Genomic DNA, 19,809 nt, shown 5'->3' with positions numbered 1-19,809 from the left:
ACAGACCTGGAGGCCACCAACTACGAAATCGGTGAGATCTGCGCCCTCAAACAACGGATTTCATCGATTCCGTCTTGCGGAACAGACGACCCTCGTGCACAGTGAGGTCGTGGTCAGTCGAAGCGCAGATTCCAGGAACAGACAACCGTCCCCTTCGGTCGATGCTGTGTCGCTGGCGATCATCGAGCAACTGCAGGAGGACGGCCGTCGTCCCTACGCATCGATCGGCAAGGCCGTCGGCCTCTCCGAAGCGGCGGTGCGCCAGCGCGTGCAGAAGCTGCTCGACCAGGGCGTCATGCAGATCGTCGCCGTCACCGACCCGCTCACCGTGGGCCTGCGACGCCAGGCCATGGTCGGCATCAACGTCGAGGGCGACCTCGACCCGGTGGCCGATGCACTGACCGCCATGGCCGAGTGCGAGTACGTGGTGATGACCGCAGGGTCGTTCGACCTGATGGTGGAGATCGTCTGCGAGGACGACGACCACCTGCTCGAAACGATCAACAAGAAGATCCGCACGCTCCCCGGCGTGCGATCAACCGAAAGCTTCGTATACCTGAAGCTGAAGAAGCAGACCTACATGTGGGGAACCCGATAACCGTGAGCCAGGACCTCTCCAAGACCGCGTACGACCACCTGTGGATGCACTTCACCCGCATGTCGTCCTACGAGCACTCCCCCGTCCCCACCATCGTCCGGGGCGAGGGCACCTACATCTGGGACGACAAGGGCAAGCGCTACCTCGACGGTCTCGCCGGCCTGTTCGTGGTCAACGCCGGTCACGGCCGCAAGGAACTGGCCGAGGTCGCCTACAAGCAGGCGCAGGAACTCGCGTTCTTCCCCATCTGGTCGTACGCGCACCCCAAGGCCGTCGAGCTCGCCGAGCGCCTCGCCCACTACGCCCCGGGCGACCTGAACAAGGTCTTCTTCACCACCGGTGGCGGTGAGGCCGTCGAGACCGCCTGGAAGCTCGCCAAGCAGTACTTCAAGCTGCAGGGCAAGCACACCAAGTACAAGGTCATCTCGCGTGCGGTCGCCTACCACGGCACCCCGCAGGGCGCCCTGTCCATCACGGGCCTGCCGGCCCTGAAGGCCCCCTTCGAGCCGCTGGTCCCCGGCGCGCACAAGGTGCCCAACACCAACATCTACCGCGCCCCGATCTTCGGCGACGACCCCGAGGCCTACGGCCGCTGGTGCGCCGACCAGATCGAGCAGGAGATCCTCTTCGAGGGCGCCGACACCGTCGCCGCCGTCTTCCTGGAGCCGGTGCAGAACGCCGGTGGCTGCTTCCCGCCGCCGCCCGGGTACTTCCAGCGGGTCCGCGAGATCTGCGACGAGTACGACGTCCTGCTCGTCTCCGACGAGACGATCTGCGCGTTCGGCCGTCTGGGCACGATGTTCGCCTGTGACAAGTTCGACTACGTGCCGGACATGATCACTTGCGCCAAGGGCATGACCTCGGGCTACTCCCCGATCGGCGCCTGCATCATCTCCGACCGCCTCGCGGAGCCCTTCTACAAGGGCGACAACACCTTCCTGCACGGCTACACCTTCGGCGGCCACCCGGTCTCCTCGGCGGTCGCACTGGCCAACCTCGACATCTTCGACAAGGAAGGCCTCAACCAGCACGTGCTGGACAACGAGGACGCCTTCTTCTCGACGCTGAAGAAGCTGCACGACCTGCCGATCGTCGGCGACGTCCGCGGCAACGGCTACTTCTACGGCATCGAGCTCGTCAAGGACAAGGACACCAAGGAGTCCTTCACGGACGAGGAGACGGAGCGCGTGCTCTACGGCTTCCTCTCCAAGGCGCTCTTCGAGAACGGCCTGTACTGCCGGGCCGACGACCGCGGTGACCCGGTCATCCAGCTGGCGCCGCCGCTGATCGCGGACCAGGGCACCTTCGACGAGATCGAGGGCATCCTGCGCTCGGTGCTCACCGAGGCCTGGACGAAGCTGTAAGCAGGCCCACCGGACCGGCCGGGATGTAAATCGGCCGAGGCCAATGGTCCGATCACACGGCCCGGATCCTCCGTTCGAGTGAGAACGCGGGGGTCCGGGCCGTGTGCTGTCACCATCCAAGACGTTCATCTCTTTACATCTCATTGCGGCGCCAGTGACCGAACCGGCTCCGCTTCGTTCCCCCGGACGGAGGTGTACGCCATGGTGGCTCCACCGGACAATGCCCCGCCTGACAATGACGTCCTATGGGCTCGGTCCCTGCAGTACTCCCACGACGGATCCCCCGCTCTCGTCGGGGTCTCCGTGGGAGTCCGCCAGGGCGAGATCCTGGCCCTGACCGGTCCCCGCGGCAGCGGCAAGACCACCTTGCTCCGCTGCCTGTCCGGGCAGCTGCGGCCCGAGCAGGGCGAGGTCTGGTTCAACAGCGTCCCCGTGCACACCATGGGCTCGCTGGCCCGCGAACGGCTGCGCCGCGACCGGTTCGGCTGGATCGGCCCGGAGCCGCAGCTGCTGCCCGAGCTGAAGGTCTGGGAGAACGCCGCCCTGCCGCTGCTCCTCGCCGGAGCCCCCCACCGCACCGCCAAGAACGCCGCCTGCGAATGGCTGGACCGCCTCGACATCGGCGGATTCGCCCGCAAGCGCCCCGGCGCCCTGACCCGCGCCGAGTCCCAGCGGGTCGCGCTGGCCAGGGCCCTGGTCAACGAGCCCGCGGTGATCTTCGCCGACGATCCCACGGCCCCGCTGCACCGGGCCGAGCGGGCCCTGCTGCTCCGGACGCTCACCACCGCGGCCCGGTCCCACGAGATCACCGTGCTGCTGGCCACCCACGACGAGGCCACCGCGGCCGTCGCGGACCGCCGCCTGGCGCTGCTCGACGGCCGGCTCGCGGGGACCGCGGCCGCCGCCTCCCCCCTCCCCGACACCCCGGAGGGCCAGGCCGCGTGCTCGCTCTCCGCCTAGCCCGCGGTTCCCGGCCGCTCGTCCAGCTGCGGCGGCTCCTCGTCGCCGCCGCCTCGGCCGGGACCGGGTTCCTGCTGCTCTCCGTACTCGCCGGGGCCGTGGCCCGGCCCGCCGGATCGTTCCCTCGCCTGCTGTGGGCCCTGATCCCGCTGGCCGTCACCGTCCACTTCGCCGTGGCCGTGGCCCGGGCCGACCCCGCGAACCGCCCCCGCGAGGGAATGGACGCGGCCGGGCTGGGACCCGTACGGCTCGCCCTGGTCGCCGCGATCTCCACCGCCGTCGCCTGCGCCCTGGGCAGCGCCGTGGCCCTGGCCGCATTCCTCCACCTGCGCGGGGACCTGGCCGGTCTGCCGTTCGACGGAGCCGGGGCCGTACTGCTCCACGCGGACCAGCCGCTGCCCGTGGCGGCCGCCCTCACCCTGCTGGCCCTGGTTCCGCTGACCGCCTCGGCCGCCACCGCCCTCGCTCTGCGCCCGCACCGGCCGCCGGCCCCTCAGACCGGCCTGCCCTGGGGGATCGCGCTGACCGCCTGCGGGCTCGCCGCCGAGGCCTACGCGGGCCGGAGCGGCCCCGGAATGCTCGCCGGCTGGGCGCTGACCGCGATCGGACTCGCCCTCGCCGGGCCGGGTCTCGCCTACGCCGCCGGGAGCCTGGTCCAGGCCGTGCGCCCGGGCGCGCTGCGACTGCTGGCCGGGCGGGTCCTCCAGGAGGACGCGCCCCGGATCGGCCCGCCGCTCGGGGTGCTGTGCTCGGTCGGCGTCGGCGCCCTCACCGTCCTGGCCCTGCGCGACGGGGGCGGGCCGCTCGTCCCGCTGGGCCCGCTGACCGGTCCGGCCGCCGCGCTCGTGGCCCTGTGCGCGGCCGCGACCCTTCTCACATCCGCGGTGGAGGCCCGCCGCAGCCGGGGCGCCGCGCGCGAGGCCCTGCTCGACCTGGGCGCGCCCGCCAAGGTCCTGCGTACGGCGGCGAGTCTGCGGGCCGGCGCGCTCGTGGCGGTGTGCGTTCCGCTCAGCTGGGGTGTGGCGCAGCTGACGTCGCTGGCACTGACCCGCTGACGCGGGCAGCCCTTAGGGTGGGCCGAATGGTCAACGCAGACATCGGGATAGAGACGCTCGCCGAATTCGACCAGGTCGTGGCGCGCGGCTCGCTCAGCGGCTACCGGATCCAGTCGGTCAACCTGCTGGAGCGGACCTTCGCCCTGCTCTCCGCCGACACCTCGGCGGCCGTGTTCCTGGGCTGTGCGATGGAGCCCGACGCCGCGGTGAAGGTCCGCGCCGACGGCGCGCTGGTCTTCCCGCCCGTCCCGGACCTGCCGTTCAACCCGTACCGGGGCCTGCTCTACACGCCCGAGGAGCTCTTCGCCGGGCTGCCCGACGGGTACGAGGCCACCCCCGACGCCTGGGCCTACGCCTGGTTCCAGGAGATCAAGGCCGACGGCGACGTCTTCTCCTCCATGCTCCGGTCCGTCCACGACGACGCCATGTCGGACGCCCTCGACGAACACCTCGTCGGCGCCCGGGTCGTCGGCGTGATGGGCGGCCACGCCATGTCGCGCGGCGGTACGGACTACCGCGGCGCGGCGGAGCTGGGCCGCGCCCTGACCCGGTCCGGGCTGACCGTGGCCACCGGCGGCGGCCCCGGCGCGATGGAGGCCGCGAACCTCGGCGCCTACCTGGCCCCGGCCCCGGACGAGGCCCTCGCGGAGGCCCTGGAGCTGCTCGCCAAGGCCCCGTCCTTCACCCCGTCGGTGTCCGACTGGGCGCGCGCGGCCTTCTCCGTGCGGGAGCGCTGGCCCGGTGGCGGCGACTCGGTGGGCATCCCGACCTGGTTCTACGGGCACGAGCCGCCGAACGCCTTCGCGGGGCACATCGCGAAGTACTTCGCGAACGCCACCCGGGAGGACGGGCTGCTGGCCCGGTCCACCGCGGGCGTGGTCTTCCTGCCCGGCGCGGCGGGCACGGTCCAGGAGATCTTCGACAACGGCACGCCGAACTACTACGGGTCCCGGGGCGAGCCGGCACCGATGATCCTGGTCGGCCGCACCCACTGGACCGAGCACCTCCCGGCCTGGCCCCTGCTCCGGGCGCTGGCCCGCGGCCGCGCCATGGAGTCCCGGATCGCGCTGGTCGACTCGGTGGACGAGGTCCCCGGCGTCCTCGCGTCAATGAGCTGAGCTCCGGAAGCAACTTCGCGGCCCGTTCACACGTCTGGCAGAGGTACCGCAAAACCTGCCAGACGTGAACGGAGCCCTTGGTGCTCATAGGCCTACTGACCGCCGTCGCGGCATCCATCTGCTACGGCACGGGATCCGTGCTGCAAGCCGTCGGATCGCGCCGCGCCGCCCGGATGTCCCCGACCGCCGCCGGGGTGACCGCCCACGGCGGCCCCAACCTGTCGTCCACCGCGAAAGCGGCGATGACCTGGGAATTCATCGTCGGCACGATCCTGGACTTCGTGGGCTTCGGGCTCGGCGCCCTGGCCGCCCGACTCCTTCCCCTGTTCCTCTCGCAGACGGTGATCAGCGCCAATCTGGTGATCACGGCCGTGCTGAGCGTGAAGATGCTGGGCATCCGGCTGAGCCGGAAGGAGTGGACCTCGATCGGCGTCGTCTGCACGGCGCTGGTGCTGCTGGCGACGGCGGCGGGCCACGAGGGCGGCCACCACGCGCCGATGTCCACGCACTGGTGGCTGCTGGGGATCACCCTGCTGCTGATGGTGGGCGGCACGGTCGCCGTACGCCTCCTCGGCGGCGGCGCGGCGATCCTGGCGGGCCTGCTGTCGGGCCTGGGCTTCGGCGCGCTCGGCGTCGGCGTCCGGATCCTGGACGGCGTGGACCCGTTCGACCTCGGCACCTTCCTCTCCGACCCGGCCCTCTACGCCATTCTGGTGGCGGGCATCGGTGGCATGTACCTGCACACGGTCGCCCTCCAGATCGGCTCGGTGAACGGCGCCACGGCGGCCCTGGTCGTCGGCGAGACGGTGCTCCCGGGCGCGATCGGCGTGCTGTGGCTCGGTGACGCCTCCCGCCCGGGACTGGCCTGGCTGGCGGTCCTCGGCTTCGTCCTGGCCGTCGCGGGCGCGGTGGCCGTCGCCTGGTACGGCAAACACGAGGGTGCCGAGGAGGAGGCCGGGAGCCCGGTGCCGGAGCCGGTCGGCTGACCCGCCGGCGGGCCGGCGTCACCCGGTCGGCCGTCTCCTGGTGGTGGCGCGGCGGCGGCTGCCGCTTGCTGGACCAGGGGAGAGAGCGAGGGGCTTATGGAGCCCACGACCGATCGGCTGAAGACTCCGCGCGCCGCCGGAATGGCCGGGGTCGGCTTCGCCCTGCTGCTCGGGGCGGCGATCGTCCTGATGCGTATCGCCGTCCCCGGCGACGCCGCCCACGCGGTCATCGACCCGGACAAGCGCTGGGCGGTCCAGGTGTCCCTGGAGATCGTGCCCTTCGCGGGCATCTTCTTCCTCTGGTTCATGGGCGCCCTGCGCGCCCACACGGGTGAGGCCGAGGACCGGTTCGTCGCCACGGTGTTCCTCGGCAGCGGATTCGTCTTCGTGGCCACGCTGTTCGTCTCCGCCGCGGCCGCGGGCACCGTGCTGAACGAGGACACGCCCTCCAGCTTCGGCCGCCACTACTCCTACACGCTCCTCGCGACGTACGCCCTGCGGATGGGCGCCGTCTTCGTCCTGGCGACCTCGACCATCGGGCGGCTGCTCGGCGTCTTCCCGCGGTCGCTGGCCCTGCTGGGCACCGTCGTCGGCCTGGTCCTGATCGTGGTCGGTTCCGGCGTGCCCTGGTCCGAGCTGCTCTTCCCGGCCTGGGCCCTGATCATCAGCGTGCACATCCTGCGCGCCCGGCGCGGCAGCGCCCGTACCGGCCCGTCCGGTCCGCCGCCCTGACCGTCCCCGACCTGGAGGTCCGTGCTCCGGCAGGCGGCCTCCGGGTCCCGCGTGCATGCTGGTGGGGCGGGGAGGAACCGGGGGTTCCGGGGGGCGAGACGGGGATGAACAGCCGAGGGAAAGGCAGATCCGTCATGAGGCTTGTCGTCGACCTCAACCGCTGCCAGGGATACGCCCAGTGCGCTTTCCTCGCTCCCGATGTCTTCGCCATGCACGGCGACGAATCGCTGCTCTACAACCCGGAGGCCGCTGCCGAGCAGCGCGAGAACGTCGAACGCGCCGTGGCCGCGTGCCCGGTCGGCGCGATCCTCCTGGAGCTCACGGACGAGGACATGAAGCACGTCCCGACCCCGGACGCCGTGGCCGGCGCCGCCGGTTCCGGAGGCGCACGGTGACTGCTCAACGATCACGCGACGGGGCCCTGGAGCACCTCAAGCGGGAGGGCCGCATCGTCGTCGTCGGGGCCTCGCTGGCGGGTCTGCGGGCCGCCGAGACCATGCGCGAGAAGGGCTTCGCCGGTTCGCTGACGATGATCGGCGACGAACCGTACGAGCCGTACGACCGGCCCCCGCTGTCCAAGCAGGTCCTGCTGGGCAACGCGGTGGCGCAACACACCGCGCTCCCCCGGCGCCGGGCGATCGACGCCGACTGGCGGCTCGGGGTCCCCGCCACGGGCCTGGACATGGCCGCCCGCCGGGTCCGTCTCGGCAACGGCGACGAGGTCGAGTACGACCGGCTGCTGATCGCCACCGGGGTCCGCGCGCGGCCCTGGCCCAACGAGGAGGAAGGCGCCCTGCAGGGAGTCTTCGTGCTGCGCACCCGCGACGACGGCGAAGGACTCCAACGTGCCCTCGCCGCCGGTCCCCGCCGGGTACTCGTCATCGGAGCCGGTTTCACCGGGTCCGAGATCGCCTCCGCCTGCCGGGAACGCGGCTTCGACGTCACCGTCGCCGAACGGGGCTCGGCGCCCCTGGTCGGCGCGCTCGGCGGGGTCATCGGGGAGGTCGCCGCCGAGATGCACCGCGAGAACGGGGTCGACCTGCGCACCGGGGTCATGGTGACCCGGCTGGAGGGCGACCCCGCCGGCCGGGTCCGCGCCGCCCACCTCTCCGACGGATCCACCATCGAGGCCGACGTGGTGGTCGTCTCGCTCGGCGCGCAGCGCAACACCGAATGGCTCACCGGGTCCGGACTGGGCGCGGGGCCCCGCGGCATCGCCTGTGACGCGGGCTGCCGGGCCTTCGACATCCGGGGCATCGTCACCGACGACATCTACGTGGCGGGTGACGTGGCCCGTTCCCCGCACGCCCTGTTCGGCTACCAGTTCCTCTCCCTGGAGCACTGGGGCAACGCCGTCGCACAGGCCGACACCGCCGCGCACAACATGCTCAGCGAGAGCGCGGACCGCCGCCCCCACCTGTGGGTTCCGGCGTTCTGGTCCTCCCAGTTCGGCGTGAACATCAAGTCGGTCGGGGTGCCGCCGATGGGGACCGAACTCCTCGTCATGCAGGGCTCGCTCACCGAGCGCCGGTTCGTGGCCGTGTACGGGTACCAGGGGCGCGTGATCGCCGCCGTGACCTTCGACAACTGTCGGTGGCTCCCCTTCTACGAGCACCAGATCGAGACCACTGCGCCGTTCCCCCCGCCGTTCACCACGGTGGACCGCAGGCCGGAGGGGAACAAGCCGGTGCCGGCCGACTTCCCCGACCCCTCGATCCCCTCGCACGGGCCGACCATCACCCTCAGCGGTTACTCGCCGGCCGACCGGAAGATGACCTTCACCCCCGCGCGCCACTGACCGCGCCCTCCCCCCGAGGATCACGAGGACCCGTCATGACACAAGCCATCCTGCGGGAGATCGTCGACTACGCGAACCGCGCCGATCCGTATCCGCTGTACGAGGAGCTCCGCAAGACCCCGGTGTCCCACGACGGGGACGGCCCGTACGTCGTCAGCACGTACTACGAGATCCAGAGCCTCCTGCACGACCCCCGGATCAGCTCCGACGCCAAGAACCTGAAGGCGACCGGGGACGATCCGCTGGGCCAGGGCGAGGAGGAGGGGTCGACCCTGCCGCCGTCCTTCCTCAAGCTCGACCCGCCCGACCACGACCGCCTGCGGCGGATGACGAACCGGCCGTTCGGGCCGCCGCACACCCCCCGCCGGGTGCACGACATGCGGGAGGAGCTCGGCGGCCTCGTCTCCGGGCTCATCGACGGCATCGCCACCACGGGGAACCTGGACCGGGTCGACCTGGTCGACCAGTTCGCGTACCCGTTCCCGGTCTCGGTCATCTGCCGTCTGCTCGGGGTGCCCCACGAGGACGAGCCGCGCTTCCACGTCTGGGCGGAGACCCTCGCGGCCAGCCTGGACCCCGACCCGGACGCGGACCCGACCCAGCACGGCAAGGGGGCGATGGACGCCCGCATGGAACTGGGCATGTACCTGGCCGGGCTGATCGAGGAGCGCCGCAAGAACCCCGGCGACGACATGCTGTCGCAGTTGGCGACGGCGGACGGCCCGGACGGCTCGATGACCACGATGGAGGTGCTCAGCACCTCCGCACTGCTGCTGATCGCGGGCCACGAGACCACGGTCAACCTCATCACCAACGGCATGCTGACCCTGCTGCGCCACCCGGACGTGCTCCAGCGGCTCCGCGAGGACCCCGCCCTGTCCGTCCCGATCGTCGAGGAGCTGCTCCGCTACGAGCCGCCCGTGCAACTGCTGCCCCAGCGCAGCACGCTCACCGAGATCGAGGTCGCCGGTGTCACCATTCCCAAGGGCGCGTCCCTGTGGCTGATCCTGGCCTCCGGGAACCGCGACCCGAAGCGGTTCGAGAACCCGGACCGCTTCGACCCCGACCGCAAGGACATCCAGCACCTGGGCCTCGGCAGCGGCATCCACAGCTGCTTCGGCGCCCCGCTGGCCCGGCAGGAGGCCCAGCTGGCGCTGAGCGAGCTGGCCCGCCGGCTGGAGAACCCGCAACTGTTGGAGGACCCGCCCCCCTACCGCCAGAACGCGGTCCTGCGCGGCCCCCGCCACCTGCCGGTCTCCTGCGACGGCATCCGCCCCTAGCTAAGCGGCGAGTCCCTCGTCTGCCGGGAGTACGACCACCTCGGCGGGGCTGAAGGCCACCTCCACCCGCTCCCCCACGGCCGGAGCGCCGGCCAGCCCGCAGTCCGCCTCCAGGACCGGTCCCGCCTCCGGCCGCAGCAGCAGCGCGACGTGCGTGCCGCGGAAGGTGCGGGACACCACCTCGCACCGCAGGCCGGCCGCGCCGAGCACCACCCCGGCCGGGCGGATCAGCAGCCGCTGCTCGCCCTCGGGGGATCCCTCCGGCACCGGGACCTTGCCCCACGGGGTCCCGGCCGCCGTGCCCGAGACCACGGCCGGGACCACGTTCTCGAAGCCGAGGAACCGCGCCACGAACTCCGACGCGGGCCGCTGCCACACCTCCAGCGGGGTCCCGGCCTGCGCGATCCGGCCGTCCTGCATCACCACCACCCGGTCGGCCAGTGCGAAGGCCTCCCCCTGGTCGTGCGTGACGGCGAGCACGGTCGTTCCCAGCCGGGCGAACAACTGCCGGAGCTCCACCACGAGCCGCTCCCGCAGCCCGCGGTCCAGCTGTCCCAGCGGTTCGTCCAGCATCAGCAGCCGCGGCGACGGCGCCAGTGCCCGGGCCAGCGCCACCCGCTGCTGCTCGCCGCCCGACAGGGAGGCCACCGCCCGGCCCTGGGCCCCGGGGAGCCCGACCAGTTCCAGCAGTTCCGCGACCCGGGACGCGTACGAGGCCCGCCCGCCACCGCGCATCCGCAGGCCGAAGGAGACGTTCGCGCCGACGTCGCGGTGCGGGAAGAGCTGGTGGTCCTGGAACATCAGGCCCACGCCCCGCCGGTGCACGGGTACGCCGGCCTGGTCGTCCCCGCCCAGCAGCACCCGGCCCGCGGACACCTGCTGGAGCCCGGCGACGACCCGCAGCAGCGTGGACTTCCCGCTCCCGCTCGGGCCCAGTACGCACACGATCTCGTGCTCGGCGACGGCGAGGTCCACGGAGTCGACGACCGCGCGCTCACCGAACCGGACCGACACCCCTTCCAGCTGAAGCAGTGTCATCAGAACTCTCCGGAGGTCTTGTCGGGCCGCAGTCGCTCCAGCACCAGCAGGGACACCGCGCACACCAGCATCAGAATCGTGCTCATGGCCATCGCCTGCCCGTAGTTCATCTCGCCGGCCCGCCCCAGCAGCCGCGCCACGGCCACCGGCAGTGTCGGCTGGTCCGGCCGCGCGATGAAGACGGTCGCGCCGAACTCCCCCAGCGACACCGCGAAGGCGAATCCGGCCGCGATCAGCAGCGCCCGCCGCACCAGCGGCAGGTCCACCTCCCGCCAGGCCCGCAGCGGCGACGCGCCGAGCACGGCGGCCGCCTCCCGCAACCGCCCGTCCACCGCGCGCAGCACCGGCAGCATGGTCCGTACGACGAAGGGCACGCCCACCAGCGCCTGCGCCAGCGGCACCAGGATCCACGAGGTCCGCAGATCCAGCGGCGGCTCGTCCAGGGTGATGAGGAAGCCGAAGCCCACCGTCACGGCGGATACCCCGAGCGGCAGCATCAGCAGCGCGTCGAAGCCGCGTACGAAGGTACCCGCGCGCCGGGTCAGTGCCGCGGCCGCCAGTCCCCCGATGAACAGGGCGATCGCGGTGGCGGCGAGGGCGTACTGGAGGGAGTTCCAGATCGCCTCCAGCGGCGGCACCAGGAAGGTTCCGCCGCCGGCGCCCGCGTCCTGCAGCGCCCGGTAGAAGCCGAAGCCGTATCCGCCGGGGGCGTCGAAGGACCGCTCGACCAGCACGGCCAGCGGTGCCACGATCAGCAGCCCGATGGTCGCCAGGACCCCGCCCAGCAGCGTGCGCTGGGCCCAGCCGCGCGGCCGGTGCGTGGTCCGGCCCGGGTCCACCAGCCGCAGCGCGGTCTCGCGCCGGCGCACGGTCCAGGCGTGCACGGCGAGGATCCCGCCGATCGCGGCGAACTGCACCATCGTCAGCACGGCGGCCGTCGGCAGGTCCAGGAGCTGCGCGGTCTGCCGGTAGACCTCCACCTCCAGGGTGGAGTACGCGGGCCCGCCCAGGATCAGTACGACGCCGAAGGAGCTGAAGGTGAACAGGAAGACCATCAGCGAGGCCGCGGCCACCGACGGGGCCAGCGCGGGCAGTGTCACGCGCCGCCAGGCGGCGAACCGGCCGGCGCCCAGCACCCGGGCGGCCTCCTCCTGGCGCGGATCGAGCTGCGCCCACAGCCCGCCGACGGTGCGGACGATGACCGCGTAGTTGAAGAAGACGTGTGCGAGGAGGATCGCCCAGACGGTGGTGTCGAGCCGGACCCCCATCGATTCGTCCATCAGTCCACCGCGTCCCAGCAGCGCGAGGAAGGCGGTGCCGACGACCACGGTCGGCAGCACGAAGGGAACGGTCACCACGGCCCGCAGCAGTTGCTTGCCGGGGAACTCGAAGCGCGCGAAGACGTACGCGCCGGGGAGCGCGATCAGCAGCGTGAGCACGGTGGAGGCGAGCGCCTGCCAGGTGGTGAACCACAGCACGCCGGCGATGTCGGGCCGGGTCAGCACCTCGCCGATCCGGCCGAACTGCCAGCCCTCGTCGGTCTTGAGGCCGCGCCCGACGATCGAGGCCACGGGGTAGGCGAAGAACAGCCCGAAGAAGGCCAGGGGCACGGCCATCAGGGCGAGCCGTACGGCGGACGCCCGGCCGCCCCCGTGGGGGCCGGGACCCGGCGCGGCGCCCCCCGACGCCGCGCCCGACCCCTTGGTACCGCCTACTTCACGACGAGCGAGGTCCATGCCTTGACCCACTGCTCACGGTTCTTGGCGATGGTCTCGGGAGCCACGTTCTCAGGCTTCTCGACCACCACACCGTGCTTGGTGAACAGCTCCGGCAGCGCGGCGTCCTTGGTCACGGGGTTCACGAACATCTGGAGCGGCATGTCCTCCTGGAACTTCTTGCTGACCAGGAAGTCCACCAGGGCCTTGCCGCCCTCCTCGTTCTTCGCGCCCTTCAGCAGGCCCGCGAACTCGATCTGGCGGAAGCAGGTGCCGGTGGCGACGCCCGTCGGAGCCTCGGCCGGCTGCGGCTCGCCGTACAGCACCTCGACCGGCGGGCTGGAGGCGTAGGAGACGACCAGCGGGCGGTCGCCCTTGGCCTTCTTGCCGCCCGCGGAGCCGGAGAACCGCTCGTTGTAGGCCTGCTCCCAGCCGTCGACGACCTCGACGCCGTTGGCCTTCAGCTTGCTCCAGTAGTCCTTCCAGCCCTCGTCGCCGTACTTGCCGACGGAGGCGAGGAGGAAGCCGAGGCCGGGCGAGGAGGTCGCGGCGTTCTCGGTGACCAGGAGGTTCTTGTACTCCGGCTTGATCAGGTCGTCCAGCGTCTGCGGCGGGGCGATCTTCTTGTCGGCGAAGTAGGCCTTGTCGTAGTTGACGCAGATGTCGCCGGAGTCGATCGGGGTGACCCGGTGCTCCTTGTCGAGGACGTACTCGGGCTTCACGTCGGCCAGGCCCTTGGCCTCGTACGGGGTGAAGATGCCGTTGTCGAGGGCGCGCGAGAGGAGGGTGTTGTCCACGCCGAAGAAGACGTCGCCGCGCGGGGAGCCCTTGGTGAGGATCTCCTGGTTCAGCGCCGCACCGGCGTCCCCGGACTTCAGCACCTTGACGGTGTAGCCGCTCTGCTGCTCGAACTCCTTGAGAACCGTGTCGGTCACGTTGAAGGAGTCGTGCGAGACGAGGGTCACGGTCTTGGACTTGGGGGCGTCGCTCGCGCCCGCGGTCTTGTCCTCGGCGTCGCCGCCGCAGGCGCTGAGCGTGGTGACGCCCAGCGCGGCCGCGAGCGCGGCGCCCGCGATCTTCTTGGTGGTGCTCACTGGTGAATTCCTCCTGGGATGTCCAGGAGAAGACGCGGCCCTGCCCGGCGCTCTGCGGGAGCGGACGCCGGGCAGGGCGCAACAGCTTGAGTGGTGACCGAACTTCCTACCCCGAATGACCGGGGCGAGGTTCAGAGGGTCTGCGGATGACGGATACCGCACTCTCAGCGCTGTGGCGCTCCCCTGTCGGAATATGAAATTGGTTCGGCCACAGGGTACCCCGTGGCCGAATGTGAACGTCTCTGGCCGGAATCTAGCGCTCCGAGGCGGCGAGCTGGCCGCACGCGCCGTCGATCTCCTGACCGCGGGTGTCGCGTACGGTCACGGGCACGCCGTGGCGGGCGATGGCCTCGACGAACGCCTTCTCGTCCTCGGGCCGCGAGGCGGTCCACTTCGAGCCCGGCGTGGGGTTCAGCGGGATCAGGTTGACGTGGACACGCTTGCCCTTGAGCAGCTTGCCCAGCAGGTCACCGCGCCAGGCCTGGTCGTTGATGTCGCGGATCAGGGCGTACTCGATCGAGATCCGCCGGCCCGACTTCTCCGCGTACTCCCAGGCCGCGCCGAGCACCTCGCGGACGTTCCAGCGGGTGTTCACGGGGACCAGGGTGTCGCGCAGCTCGTCGTCGGGCGCGTGCAGGGAGACGGCGAGACGGCACTTGAAGCCCTCGTCGGCGAACCGCAGCATGGCCGGGACCAGGCCGACGGTGGAGACGGTGATGCCGCGCTGCGACAGGCCCAGGCCGTCGGGCTCGGGGTCGGTGAGCCGGCGGATGGCGCCGACCACGCGGTTGTAGTTGGCCAGCGGCTCGCCCATGCCCATGAAGACGATGTTCGACAGGCGCGCCGGGCCGCCCGGGACCTCGCCGTCGCGCAGCGCGCGCATGCCGTCGACGATCTGGTGCACGATCTCGGCGGTGGAGAGGTTGCGGTCGAGGCCCGCCTGGCCGGTGGCGCAGAACGGACAGTTCATGCCGCATCCGGCCTGCGAGGAGATGCACATGGTGACCCGGTCGGGGTAGCGCATCAGCACGGACTCGACGAGCGTGCCGTCGTGCAGCTTCCACAGGGTCTTGCGGGTGGTGTCGTCGTCGCACGAGATGTGCCGGATGACGTTCATCAGGTCCGGCAGCAACTCCTGCTGGAGCTTCTCCCGCGACCCCGCCGGGATGTCGGTCCACTCGGCCGGGTCGTGCGCGTAGCGCGCGAAGTAGTGCTGGGAGAGCTGCTTGGCCCGGAACGGCTTCTCACCGATCGCGGCGACCGCCTCGCGGCGCTCGGCCGGGGTCATGTCGGCGAGGTGCCGGGGCGGCCGCTTCGCTCCGCGGGGCGCGACGAAGGTGAGCTCACCCGGAACGGGACGGGGGGCCATGCGGTACTCCTCAGTACGACGAGGTGGGGGGCACCCCGCGCGTGCAGGGCCGGTCCGCGGCTCGGCCGCGAGACGGAAAAGGCGCGCCGCGTAGTCGCGGCGCGCCTTCCAGGATAACCCGGGCGGATCGGCCCGTGCCCACACCAGCCGTGTCAGCCCGTTCCTACGAAAGCGGCCAGCAGCAGCCAGACCACCGGCGCCGTCGGCAGCAGGGAATCGAGCCGGTCCATGATGCCGCCGTGCCCCGGCAGCAGGGTGCCCATGTCCTTGATGCCCAGGTCCCGCTTGATCATCGACTCGCCGAGGTCGCCCAGGGTGGCGCTGACCGCGACCGCGAAGCCGAGCAGCAGGCCCTGCCACCAGGCGCCGCCGTCGATCAGGAACTCCATGCACAGCACGCCGGCGGCCATCGCGAAGGCCACCGCGCCGAACAGTCCCTCGCGGGTCTTTCCGGGGCTGATGCGCGGCGCGAGCTTGTGCTTCCCGAAGCGCCAGCCGACCGCGTAGGCCCCGGTGTCGCTGACCACGGTCAGGAGCAGGAACGTGATCACGCGCTGGGGGCCGTCGTCGGCGGTGAGCAGCATCGCGACGAAGGTGGCCAGGAAGGGCACGTAGAACGCCGCGAAGGCGCCCGCGGTGACGTCCTTGAGGTAGTCCTCGGGCGGTTCGGTCATCCGCCACACCAGGACCGCCAGCACGGTCAGGGCCATGGCGACCCAGGCGCCCTCGGCCCCCCGGACGTACCCGGCGATGACCATGGCCGCGCCGCCGACCGCGAGCGGGACCAGCGGGGCCTTGATGCCCTTCTTCTCCTGCAGCCGGGAGGTGAGCTCCCACAGGCCCACGACGACCGCGACGACGATGACGCCGACGAAGACCGCCTTGACGATCAGCAGCGAGGCGAAGATCACCGCGCCGAGACCGACGCCGACCCCTATGGCGGCGCGCAGGTCCCGGCCCGCGCGCTTCTTCGGCGGCGGGGGCGAGGCGTCCTGCGGCTGCGGGGCATGCGGAGGCGGGGGGCTGGGCATGGGCTCCTGCGGCGGCGTATCGGCGCGGAACAGGGGGCCGCCGTCCAGGGCGGCCCCCCGATCGCGTGCTTCCCGGTCGTCGAAGTCACGGCCGGCGGCATCGGGCACGATGGGCATGGGCCGAGTGTGCGGGCCCACCTGCGCATCGTATGCGGGACCCGCCGGAACCGGCTCCGGCTGCCAGGAAGTGTCGTTCATCAGACTTCGAGGAGCTCGGCTTCCTTGTGCTTGAGGAGCTCGTCCACCTGCGCGACGTACTTCGCGGTGGTGTCGTCGAGCTCCTTCTCCGCGCGACGGACCTCGTCCTCGCCGGCTTCCTTGTCCTTGACGAGCTTGTCGAGGGCGTCCTTGGCCTTGCGGCGCACGGCGCGGATGGAGACCTTGGAGTCCTCGGCCTTGGTGCGGGCGACCTTGATGTACTCCTTGCGGCGGTCCTGCGTCAGCTCGGGGAAGGTCACCCGGATGATGCTGCCGTCGTTGCTCGGGTTGACACCGAGGTCGGAGTCGCGGATGGCCTGCTCGATGTTGCGCAGGGCGCTCTTGTCGAACGGGGTCACGATCGCCATGCGCGGCTCGGGCACCGAGAAGGACGCGAGCTGGTTGATGGGCGTGATGGCACCGTAGTAGTCCGCCACGATCTTGTTGAACATCGCCGGGTGCGCACGGCCGGTGCGAATCGCGGCGAAGTCTTCCTTGGCGACGACGACGGCCTTTTCCATCTTCTCCTCGGCCTCGAGGAGGATCTCTTCGGTCACCACGTGCTCCTGCATGTCTTGAATGGATGGTTCAGGCGGGCGGGGCCGGCGGGGCCGGTCCGGGCTCGGTCCGGCAGCGGACCGCTCAGACCCGGGTTTCCTGGTCGCTGACGAGCGTGCCGATCTTCTCACCCTTGACGGCGCGGGCGATATTGCCCTCGGCGAGCAGCTCGAACACGAGGATCGGCAGCTTGTTGTCGCGGCAGAGCGTGATCGCGGTGGCATCGGCGACCTTGAGGTCGCGGGAGAGGACCTCGCTGTACTCGAGCGCGTCGAACTTGACCGCGTCCGGGTTCTTCTTCGGGTCGGAGTCGTAGACCCCGTCGACGCCGTTCTTGCCCATGAGCAGGGCCTCGGCGTCGATCTCCAGGGCACGCTGGGCGGCCGTGGTGTCGGTGGAGAAGTAGGGCATGCCCATGCCCGCGCCGAAGATGACGACCCGGCCCTTCTCCAGGTGCCGCACGGCACGCAGCGGGATGTACGGCTCCGCGACCTGGCCCATGGTGATGGCGGTCTGCACGCGGGAGTCGATGCCCTCCTTCTCCAGGAAGTCCTGGAGTGCGAGGCAGTTCATGACGGTGCCGAGCATGCCCATGTAGTCGGACCGTGCCCGGTCCATGCCACGCTGCTGGAGTTCGGCGCCGCGGAAGAAGTTGCCGCCGCCGATCACGACGGCGATCTCCGCGCCGTCGCGGACCACCGCGGCGATCTCACGCGCGATGGCGTGGACGACGTCGGGGTCGACGCCCAGTCCTCCGCCACCGGAGAAGGCCTCGCCCGACAGCTTCAGCATGAAGCGCCGGCCCTTCTTGTCCTGGTCGCTCTTGTCGTCGGATGCGGTGTGGGGGTCCACGCCCTGATTCATGGAGATCTCCTCGTGCACATACGAAGAAGGCCATTGCCGGTGGGTCCTTGCGGTTCCCTCTACGGCAATGGCCTCCTCGTCAGATCTGCGGTCGTCCTGCGCAAGCACGGACGACTGCCTCAGACCCTACCGGGGTCCGGTGTCCGTCGCGTACGGACGGACTCAGATGCCGACCTTGATGCGCGAGAAGCGCTTCAGGGTGACACCGGCCTCGTCCAGAACCTTCTGGACGGACTTCTTGTTGTCCAGCGCGTAAGCCTGGCCGAGCAGCGTGGCGTCCTTGAAGAAGCCGTTGACGCGACCCTCGACGATCTTCGCGATGGCAGCCTCGGGCTTGCCCTCCTGGCGGGTGACCTCTTCGGCGATGCGACGCTCGGACTCGACCTTCTCGGCCGGAACGTCCTCGGCGGACAGCCACTGCGGGGCGAACGCGGCGATGTGCTGCGCGACGCCGCGGGCGACCTCGGCGTTCTCCTTGTCGAGCTCGACCAGGACACCGATCTGGAACGGCAGGTCGGGCATCGTGCGGTGCATGTACGCGGTCACGTAGCCGCCGGTGAACTGCGCGAAGCGGTCCAGGACGATCTTCTCGCCGAGGTTGGCGTTGGCCTCGTCGACGAAAGCGGTGACGGTCTTGCCCGGCTCGATCTCGGACGCGAGCAGCGCCGCGATGTCGGCCGGGGAGGTGGCGGCCACGTGGGCGGCCAGCTGGTTGGCGACGGCCAGGAACTTCTCGCCCTTGGCGACGAAGTCGGTCTCGCACTTCAGCTCGACGATGACACCGGAGGTGTTGTCGTCGGCGATGAGGGAGACGACCGCACCGTTCTCGGCAGAACGGCCCTCGCGCTTGGCGACGCCCTTCTGACCCTTGATGCGGAGCGCTTCCTGGGCCTTCTCGACGTCACCGTCGGCGTCCACGAGCGCGTTCTTGCAGTCCAGCATGCCGGCGCCGGTGAGCTCGCGGAGCTTCTTGACGTCAGCGGCGGTGTAGTTCGCCATGAGTCTGTGATTCTCTCTCGAAGTCGTAGATCTACGGGTGAACGGCGGAGGCGCCGCGCCCCAGGCGCGGCTCCCCCGCCGTCATCGTCCGTGCTGTGAGTGCCCGGCGCGTGAACGCCGGGCGCTCTCAGTGGGTCAGGCCTGCTCGGCGTCGGCGGCCGGGGCTTCGGCCTCGGCGGCCGGGGCCTCGACGGCCGGGGTCTCGACGACCTCGGCGGCGGCCGCGGCCGGAGCGGCCTCGGCGTCGTCGGCCTTCTTGTCACCCTCGAGCAGGTCGCGCTCCCACTCGGCGAGCGGCTCGGCGGCGGCCTTCTCGCCCGGCTTCGAGTCGCCGGTCGCAGCGCCGGAGCGGGCGATGAGGCCCTCGGCGACGGCGTCGGCGATCACGCGGGTGAGCAGGGTGACGGAACGGATCGCGTCGTCGTTGCCCGGGATCTTGTAGTCGACCTCGTCGGGGTCACAGTTGGTGTCGAGGATCGCGACGACCGGGATGTGGAGCTTGCGCGCCTCACCGACGGCGATGTGCTCCTTCTTGGTGTCGACGATCCAGACGGCGCTGGGAACCTTCGACATCTCGCGGATACCACCGAGGGTCTTCTCCAGCTTGATCTTCTCGCGGGAGAGGACCAGGAGCTCCTTCTTGGTGAGACCCGAGGCGGCGACGTCCTCGAAGTCGATCGCCTCAAGCTCCTTCAGACGCTGAAGGCGCTTGTAGACGGTGGAGAAGTTGGTGAGCATGCCACCCAGCCAGCGCTGGTTGACGTACGGCATACCAACGCGCGTCGCCTGCTCGGCGATGGCCTCCTGGGCCTGCTTCTTGGTACCGACGAACATGATGGAGCCACCGTGCGCGACGGTCTCCTTCACGAACTCGTAGGCGCGGTCGATGTACGACAGCGACTGCAGCAGGTCGATGATGTAGATGCCGTTGCGCTCCGTGAAGATGAAGCGCTTCATCTTCGGGTTCCAACGGCGGGTCTGGTGACCGAAGTGGACGCCGCTTTCCAGCAGCTCCCGCATCGTGACGACGGCCATGGCCATCTCCTTGGTTT

Annotated in this window: 19 protein-coding genes; 10 read left to right on the top strand and 9 right to left on the bottom strand. The window is 70.8% G+C overall.

What is annotated here, in order from left to right; genetic code table 11:
• Nucleotides 1-94 precede the first annotated feature (94 nt).
• From OG332_RS31915 to OG332_RS31870, 10 genes are all read left to right on the top strand, one after another.
• Nucleotides 95-598 (top strand): Lrp/AsnC family transcriptional regulator, encoded by a 504-nt coding sequence (locus tag OG332_RS31915; RefSeq protein WP_007266859.1) that lies wholly within the window; start codon nucleotides 95-97, stop codon nucleotides 596-598.
• Complete coding sequence (locus OG332_RS31910; RefSeq protein ID WP_327416688.1) at nucleotides 583-1,962, top strand: aspartate aminotransferase family protein; 1,380 nt, start codon at nucleotides 583-585, stop codon at nucleotides 1,960-1,962. The genes OG332_RS31915 and OG332_RS31910 overlap by 16 nt, the downstream gene beginning before the upstream one ends.
• Nucleotides 1,963-2,163: 201 nt before the next feature.
• A complete protein-coding gene (locus OG332_RS31905) occupies nucleotides 2,164-2,922 on the top strand; it encodes an ABC transporter ATP-binding protein (RefSeq protein ID WP_327416687.1) in 759 nt (252 codons plus the stop codon).
• A complete protein-coding gene (locus OG332_RS31900) occupies nucleotides 2,904-3,977 on the top strand; it encodes a hypothetical protein (RefSeq protein ID WP_327416686.1) in 1,074 nt (357 codons plus the stop codon). Before OG332_RS31905 ends, OG332_RS31900 begins: the two co-directional genes overlap by 19 nt.
• A 26-nt stretch (nucleotides 3,978-4,003) precedes the next feature.
• Nucleotides 4,004-5,095 carry an LOG family protein gene (locus OG332_RS31895; RefSeq protein ID WP_327416685.1) on the top strand — a complete coding sequence of 364 codons (1,092 nt, stop codon included), beginning with the start codon at nucleotides 4,004-4,006 and terminating at the stop codon, nucleotides 5,093-5,095.
• A gap of 80 nt (nucleotides 5,096-5,175) precedes the next feature.
• Nucleotides 5,176-6,081 (top strand): hypothetical protein, encoded by a 906-nt coding sequence (locus OG332_RS31890; RefSeq protein WP_327416684.1) that lies wholly within the window; start codon nucleotides 5,176-5,178, stop codon nucleotides 6,079-6,081.
• Between the two features lie 96 nt (nucleotides 6,082-6,177).
• Nucleotides 6,178-6,813 carry a hypothetical protein gene (locus OG332_RS31885; RefSeq protein ID WP_327416683.1) on the top strand — a complete coding sequence of 212 codons (636 nt, stop codon included), beginning with the start codon at nucleotides 6,178-6,180 and terminating at the stop codon, nucleotides 6,811-6,813.
• Nucleotides 6,814-6,947: 134 nt separating this feature from the next.
• Nucleotides 6,948-7,208 (top strand): ferredoxin, encoded by a 261-nt coding sequence (locus OG332_RS31880; protein WP_327416682.1) that lies wholly within the window; start codon nucleotides 6,948-6,950, stop codon nucleotides 7,206-7,208.
• Nucleotides 7,205-8,611, top strand: a complete 1,407-nt coding sequence (locus tag OG332_RS31875) for an NAD(P)/FAD-dependent oxidoreductase (protein ID WP_327416681.1) — start codon at nucleotides 7,205-7,207, stop codon at nucleotides 8,609-8,611. Before OG332_RS31880 ends, OG332_RS31875 begins: the two co-directional genes overlap by 4 nt.
• A gap of 35 nt (nucleotides 8,612-8,646) precedes the next feature.
• On the top strand, nucleotides 8,647-9,891 hold the full coding sequence (locus tag OG332_RS31870) for a cytochrome P450 (protein WP_327416680.1): 1,245 nt from the start codon (nucleotides 8,647-8,649) through the stop codon (nucleotides 9,889-9,891).
• Here the strand turns inward: OG332_RS31870 and OG332_RS31865 are convergent, their stop codons facing one another.
• The 9 genes from OG332_RS31865 to rpsB form a co-directional block, all read right to left on the bottom strand.
• Nucleotides 9,892-10,929: an ABC transporter ATP-binding protein gene (locus tag OG332_RS31865; protein WP_327416679.1), complete on the bottom strand. Its 1,038-nt coding sequence runs from the start codon at nucleotides 10,927-10,929 to the stop codon at nucleotides 9,892-9,894.
• Nucleotides 10,929-12,545 (bottom strand): ABC transporter permease, encoded by a 1,617-nt coding sequence (locus tag OG332_RS31860; RefSeq protein ID WP_327419443.1) that lies wholly within the window; start codon nucleotides 12,543-12,545, stop codon nucleotides 10,929-10,931. Before OG332_RS31860 ends, OG332_RS31865 begins: the two co-directional genes overlap by 1 nt.
• A 95-nt stretch (nucleotides 12,546-12,640) precedes the next feature.
• Entirely contained in the window at nucleotides 12,641-13,738 is a 1,098-nt protein-coding gene (locus tag OG332_RS31855; protein ID WP_327416678.1) for a thiamine ABC transporter substrate-binding protein, read from the bottom strand.
• A 253-nt stretch (nucleotides 13,739-13,991) separates the two neighbouring features.
• On the bottom strand, nucleotides 13,992-15,107 hold the full coding sequence (rlmN, locus tag OG332_RS31850) for a 23S rRNA (adenine(2503)-C(2))-methyltransferase RlmN (protein ID WP_327416677.1): 1,116 nt from the start codon (nucleotides 15,105-15,107) through the stop codon (nucleotides 13,992-13,994).
• A gap of 152 nt (nucleotides 15,108-15,259) precedes the next feature.
• Nucleotides 15,260-16,336 (bottom strand): phosphatidate cytidylyltransferase, encoded by a 1,077-nt coding sequence (locus OG332_RS31845; protein ID WP_327416676.1) that lies wholly within the window; start codon nucleotides 16,334-16,336, stop codon nucleotides 15,260-15,262.
• On the bottom strand, nucleotides 16,336-16,893 hold the full coding sequence (gene frr / locus OG332_RS31840; protein ID WP_031144133.1) for a ribosome recycling factor: 558 nt from the start codon (nucleotides 16,891-16,893) through the stop codon (nucleotides 16,336-16,338). Before frr ends, OG332_RS31845 begins: the two co-directional genes overlap by 1 nt.
• A gap of 85 nt (nucleotides 16,894-16,978) precedes the next feature.
• Nucleotides 16,979-17,758 (bottom strand): UMP kinase, encoded by a 780-nt coding sequence (gene pyrH / locus OG332_RS31835; protein ID WP_052872354.1) that lies wholly within the window; start codon nucleotides 17,756-17,758, stop codon nucleotides 16,979-16,981.
• A gap of 162 nt (nucleotides 17,759-17,920) precedes the next feature.
• Nucleotides 17,921-18,757, bottom strand: coding sequence for a translation elongation factor Ts (gene tsf / locus OG332_RS31830; RefSeq protein ID WP_327416675.1), 837 nt, complete (start codon nucleotides 18,755-18,757; stop codon nucleotides 17,921-17,923).
• A gap of 135 nt (nucleotides 18,758-18,892) precedes the next feature.
• Nucleotides 18,893-19,792 (bottom strand): 30S ribosomal protein S2, encoded by a 900-nt coding sequence (gene rpsB, locus OG332_RS31825; protein WP_327416674.1) that lies wholly within the window; start codon nucleotides 19,790-19,792, stop codon nucleotides 18,893-18,895.
• Between the last annotated feature and the right edge of the window lie 17 nt (nucleotides 19,793-19,809).

It is taken from the genome of Streptomyces sp. NBC_01233 (assembly GCF_035989305.1).
Lineage (GTDB): Bacteria > Actinomycetota > Actinomycetes > Streptomycetales > Streptomycetaceae > Streptomyces.
Note: the sequence above shows the minus strand (reverse complement) of the source record. Positions and strands in the feature narration are given on the sequence as shown.

Coding starts and splice junctions, on each gene's coding strand:
- OG332_RS31885 (WP_327416683.1), top strand. CDS start 6,178: ATGGAGCCCACGACCGATCGGCTGAAGACTCCGCGCGCCGCCGGAATG.
- OG332_RS31895 (WP_327416685.1), top strand. CDS start 4,004: ATGGTCAACGCAGACATCGGGATAGAGACGCTCGCCGAATTCGACCAG.
- OG332_RS31905 (WP_327416687.1), top strand. CDS start 2,164: ATGGTGGCTCCACCGGACAATGCCCCGCCTGACAATGACGTCCTATGG.
- OG332_RS31865 (WP_327416679.1), bottom strand. CDS start 10,929: ATGACACTGCTTCAGCTGGAAGGGGTGTCGGTCCGGTTCGGTGAGCGC.
- OG332_RS31860 (WP_327419443.1), bottom strand. CDS start 12,545: ATGGCCGTGCCCCTGGCCTTCTTCGGGCTGTTCTTCGCCTACCCCGTG.
- rpsB (WP_327416674.1), bottom strand. CDS start 19,792: ATGGCCGTCGTCACGATGCGGGAGCTGCTGGAAAGCGGCGTCCACTTC.
- OG332_RS31870 (WP_327416680.1), top strand. CDS start 8,647: ATGACACAAGCCATCCTGCGGGAGATCGTCGACTACGCGAACCGCGCC.
- pyrH (WP_052872354.1), bottom strand. CDS start 17,758: ATGAATCAGGGCGTGGACCCCCACACCGCATCCGACGACAAGAGCGAC.
- rlmN (WP_327416677.1), bottom strand. CDS start 15,107: ATGGCCCCCCGTCCCGTTCCGGGTGAGCTCACCTTCGTCGCGCCCCGC.
- OG332_RS31845 (WP_327416676.1), bottom strand. CDS start 16,336: ATGAACGACACTTCCTGGCAGCCGGAGCCGGTTCCGGCGGGTCCCGCA.
- tsf (WP_327416675.1), bottom strand. CDS start 18,757: ATGGCGAACTACACCGCCGCTGACGTCAAGAAGCTCCGCGAGCTCACC.
- OG332_RS31880 (WP_327416682.1), top strand. CDS start 6,948: ATGAGGCTTGTCGTCGACCTCAACCGCTGCCAGGGATACGCCCAGTGC.